This is a genomic window from Bacteroides sp., from assembly GCF_029057325.1.
Classification (GTDB): Bacteria; Bacteroidota; Bacteroidia; order Bacteroidales; family Bacteroidaceae; genus Bacteroides.
Genome location: NZ_JAICZW010000036.1, coordinates 1 through 4493 on the forward strand (window position 1 = coordinate 1; position 4493 = coordinate 4493).

Annotated in this window: 4 protein-coding genes; 3 read left to right on the plus strand and 1 reads right to left on the minus strand. The window is 50.0% G+C overall.

Annotated elements, in window-relative coordinates:
• Nucleotides 1-348: 348 nt before the first annotated feature.
• Together K2G43_RS02350 and K2G43_RS02355 are read left to right on the plus strand one after the other, a co-directional pair.
• Complete coding sequence (locus tag K2G43_RS02350; RefSeq protein ID WP_300152870.1) at nt 349-1968, plus strand: ABC-F family ATP-binding cassette domain-containing protein; 1620 nt, start codon at nt 349-351, stop codon at nt 1966-1968.
• 48 nt (nt 1969-2016) lie between these two features.
• The gene (locus K2G43_RS02355) at nt 2017-2193 is read left to right on the plus strand and encodes a DUF4250 domain-containing protein (protein ID WP_297644287.1); all 177 of its coding nucleotides are present in this window, start codon (nt 2017-2019) and stop codon (nt 2191-2193) included.
• 141 nt (nt 2194-2334) lie between these two features.
• Here K2G43_RS02355 and K2G43_RS02360 read toward each other — a convergent pair whose 3' ends face one another.
• On the minus strand, nt 2335-3705 hold the full coding sequence (locus K2G43_RS02360) for a TrpB-like pyridoxal phosphate-dependent enzyme (protein WP_297644574.1): 1371 nt from the start codon (nt 3703-3705) through the stop codon (nt 2335-2337).
• A gap of 118 nt (nt 3706-3823) precedes the next feature.
• Between K2G43_RS02360 and K2G43_RS02365 the strand changes: the two genes are divergently transcribed.
• A partial coding sequence (locus tag K2G43_RS02365) for an endolytic transglycosylase MltG (protein ID WP_300152871.1) occupies nt 3824-4493 on the plus strand: 670 nt, incomplete at its 3' end.

A 4493-nucleotide genomic window follows, 5' to 3' on the forward strand; every position in this document is an offset into this window, starting at 1 on the left:
CAAGTGTCTGTCAAACCGGGGTATATAGGGGAAATTGCAGAAGTTATTTCTTTGCTGATTTTATTCCGCCAACAGGTTAAATCATCCCAATGGATTCTATCCTTTTCTACGAAGAAAACACGGTTCAGCCTCGACTTCGATAACGGGAAGACAGCGACTTAGGAATTCTTTAAAAGATCGTCTCTACTTTGTTCTTTTGGAAAAAAGCAATACCTTTGCGGAAATTTTAAATCGGACCAATGAGAATGTAATAATAAAACCTCCGCATCTATCATTTTTTTATTTTCAAAGGCGCAAGTCTGCACTTGTGCCAAAGTCGTTTTATTCTTTATATTCAACTGGTTTGTCATGAGTATTCAAATTCAGAATCTTACATATATCCATCCTGATAAGGAAATCCTTTTTCAGAATCTCACTTTCTCCATCGCTTCCCATGCCCGGTGTGCGATTATCGGAGAAAACGGTGTCGGAAAATCAACCCTTTTACAAATCATAGCCCATAAACTGAAACCGGCATCCGGTACGGTTGCCGAAGAGGAAACTCCCTATTTCGTGCCGCAGCATTTGGGGCAATACAATGAGCGGACAGTTGCCGAAGCGCTGGATGTTTCAAGGGAGCTGGATGCCTTGCATGCCATCTTGCGGGGAGAGGTCACGGAAGAAAACCTCGCATGCCTGAATGAGAAATGGGACCTGGAAGAACAGGTAACGGCTGCTCTCGGCAAGTGGGATTTGTCCCACGTCTCGCCAGACACGCCGATGCGCGAATTAAGCGGAGGAGAGAAGACGAAAGTCTTTCTGGCAGGAATCACACTGCACCGTCCGGGGCTGGTCTTGCTGGACGAACCTACCAATCATTTGGACTTGGCAGGCAGGGAAAAGGTGTACGCTTTCCTTGCGGCGTTTCCCGGGACCATCGTGGTAGTCAGCCACGACAGGACTTTGCTGAACCGGATGTCGGCAATGTATGAAATGTCTGCCGACGGCATCCGCTTCTATCCCATGAATTACAATGCTTACAAAGAGTGGAAAGAGGCGGAGCTTCAATCGAAAACGGCACAACTGGAGAACCGGAAGAAAGAGCTGAAGAAGGCGCAGAAAGAGGCGAAAGAGGCGATGGAACGCCAACAGAAACACAATGTGCGCGGCGAGAAGCAGAGCGAGAAGAAGGGCATCGCCCGCATCGCCATGGGAAACCTGCAAAACAGAGCGGAGAACTCAACCGCCAAACTCAGCAAGGTGAAGCAGGAGAAGCTTCAGGGGATGAACGAGGAAATCCGGACAATCAGGTCGTCCATCAGCCTGGCAAGCACTATCAAGATAGACTTCCACTCTTCCACGCTCCATGCAGGACGGAAGATGATAGAGGCAAAGGGGATGAACTTTGCATATCCCGGTATGCCGCCGTTATGGGGACAGGGATTGGAGTTCACCGTTTACAGCGGAGAGCGCATCAGGCTGACGGGCGCCAACGGAAGCGGAAAGAGCACGCTGCTCGAATTGATGGTGGGCTTGAAGAATCCGACAGAAGGCACCATCCATAGGGCCGACAATTTGAACTATGTCTATCTGGACCAGGAGTATTCTCTTATCCGAAATGACCGGACCATTCTGGAGCAAGTCACGGCGTTCAATGCCACCGCCCTACAGGAACACGAGATAAAGATATGCCTGAACCGTTTCCTCTTCACGCAAGCGATGTGGGACAAGCGATGCGCCTGCCTGAGCGGGGGCGAACGGATGAGGCTGGCGCTTTGCTGCCTGATGGTGGGCAGGAACACGCCGGATATCATCATCGCGGACGAGCCTACCAACAACATTGACATCGTGAACGTCAATATACTGACCTCCATCTTGAAGGAGTATCACGGTACCTTGATTGTGGTCAGCCACGACGTGGTTTTCCTTGACGAACTGTCTGTAGAAAAAGAGATTTCCTTGACGAAACCTTGTGTACCTTCTTGCTAAATACTACTTTTGCCGCCGGTATTAGTTAAAAATTAAAAGATTGTAAGTATGAATTTACCAGAAGATCCGGTGATGCTGTATAGCTTCATCAACATGAAATTGCGAGATTTCTATCCTTCGCTGGATGCCCTTTGCGAGGATATGAATGTAGAAAAGGATGACATCGTACAAAAGCTGAAAGCCGTAGGGTTTGAGTATAGCCCGGAGAAGAACAGGTTTTGGTAAATAGGCGGTGTGTCTGAATACGAAATGGCATGCAGATGACGCGGATTTAGCAGATAGACGCAGATTATGATTTGTAAATTAAAAAATATCTGCGTTCATCCGCTAAATCCGCGTGCCATTCTTTTTCTTATTTGCAGGTCCTTATTTCGCCAAATCGCCTATTTCATCCAGGTTCTTCCGGATGTCATTGTCGTTCAGCTCGTAGTTCACCAAGTCGCCAGAGAGATACTTGTCGTAAGATGCCATATCGACAAGTCCGTGGCCGGAGAGGTTGAACAGAATGACTTTCTCCTCGCCCGACTCTTTGCATTGCTTTGCTTCGCGGATGGCAGCGGCAATGGCATGGCAAGACTCCGGTGCCGGTATAATGCCTTCCACTTGTGCGAACAGCATGCCGGCATCAAACGATTCCAACTGTTGAATATCTACCGCTTCCATCAGTCCGTCTTTCAGCAATTGCGACACAATGACGCCCGCACCGTGGTAACGCAAACCACCCGCATGGATATTGGCGGGAGCGAAGTTGTGCCCCAAGGTGAACATCGGCAGCAGGGGGGTGTAGCCTGCCTCGTCGCCAAAGTCGTACTGGAACTTGCCGCGTGTCAGTTTGGGACAAGAGGCAGGTTCGGCGGCAACGAAACGGGTCTTCTTGCCTTCGAGGATGTTGTGTCGCATGAAGGGGAAGGAGATGCCGCCGAAGTTGGAACCACCGCCAAAGCAGCCGATAACCACATCGGGATATTCGCCTGCCATCGCCATCTGCTTTTCTGCCTCCAGACCGATAACCGTCTGGTGCAAAGTGACGTGGCTCAGCACGGAACCGAGGGTGTATTTGCAATTCGGCGTGGTGCGTGCCAATTCGATGGCCTCGGAGATGGCGGTACCCAGCGAACCTTGGTGATTGGGATATTTAGTCAGAACGTCTTTTCCGGCACGGGTGGACATGGAGGGCGAAGGAGTGACCTGTGCGCCGAAAGTCTGCATCATGCTGCGGCGGTAAGGCTTTTGCTCGTAGCTGACCTTCACCTGATAGACGGCAGCTTCCAGTCCGAAAAGGCGTGCGGCGTATGACAACGAGGCTCCCCATTGTCCGGCACCCGTTTCGGTAGTCACGTTGGTCACACCTTCCTGCTTGCAGTAGTAAGCCTGCGGAATGGCGGAGTTCAGTTTGTGCGACCCCATCGGGCTGACACTCTCGTTCTTGAAATAGATGTGTGCCGGGGTATCCAGTGCTTTCTCCAGTCCGTAGGCACGCACCAACGGGGTGCTGCGGTAATACTTGTACATTTCGCGCACCTCTTCGGGGATTTCAATCCAGGCATCCGTCTGGTTCAACTCCTGCCGGCACAATTCTTCGGCAAAGATGGGAAACATGTCTTCCGGCTTCAGCGGTTGCTTGGTGGCAGGGTTGAGCGGCGACATCGGTTTGTTCACCATATCTGCCTGTATGTTGTACCAATAGTGTGGAATCTCCTCTTCGGGAAGGATAAATCTTTTTGTTTTGTTGCTCATAATGGTTATTACTTATTTTATAATCAGTGGGCAAATGTAGCCATTATTTTTAAATCCATCTTATTATTACCGCATTTTTACTAACTTTGTCCGGTTCAAAAATATGACAAGATTCAGCATGAAAAAGAAAAAAGTACTCATCGGAGCATCCATCGCATTGCTTCTCGTCTGCGCAGCTTGTGCAGGAACCATCTACTACTACCTGTTCGCCCCGCAATTCCATCCGCATAAGACCGCCTTCGTCCATATAGATCGCGATGATACCATAGACTCTGTATATAATAAGGTAAAGAGTCAGGGGCATCCCAAGCAATTTGCAGGTTTCCGCTGGATGGCACAATACCGGAAGTACCCCCAAAACATCCACACCGGACGCTACGCCATACGCAACGGCGAAAATGTATATCATGTATTCAGCCGTTTCTACCGCGGTTACCAAGAGCCCATGAACCTGACCATCGGAAGTGTACGGACTTTAGACCGACTGGCACGTAGCGTAGGCAGACAGCTGATGATTGACTCTGCCGAAATAGCCCGAACGATGAACGATTCCGTTTTTCAACAAAAGTTGGGCTACAACAAAGAGACAATACCCGGCCTCTTTATTCCCGAAACCTACCAAGTGTATTGGAACATGAGCGTGGAAGCGTTCTTCGAGCGGATGCAGCAGGAACACCAGCGCTTCTGGAATAAAGAACGGCTGGAGAAGGCCGCCGCCCTCGGAATGACTCCGACAGAAGTCAGCACCCTCGCCTCCATTGTCGAAGAAGAGACCAACAACGCCGCCG

Bases quoted from the DNA above. Each gene is read 5' to 3' on its own strand.
- K2G43_RS02350 (WP_300152870.1), top strand. From the start codon at position 349: ATGAGTATTCAAATTCAGAATCTTACATATATCCATCCTGATAAGGAA.
- K2G43_RS02355 (WP_297644287.1), top strand. From the start codon at position 2,017: ATGAATTTACCAGAAGATCCGGTGATGCTGTATAGCTTCATCAACATG.
- K2G43_RS02360 (WP_297644574.1), bottom strand. From the start codon at position 3,705: ATGAGCAACAAAACAAAAAGATTTATCCTTCCCGAAGAGGAGATTCCA.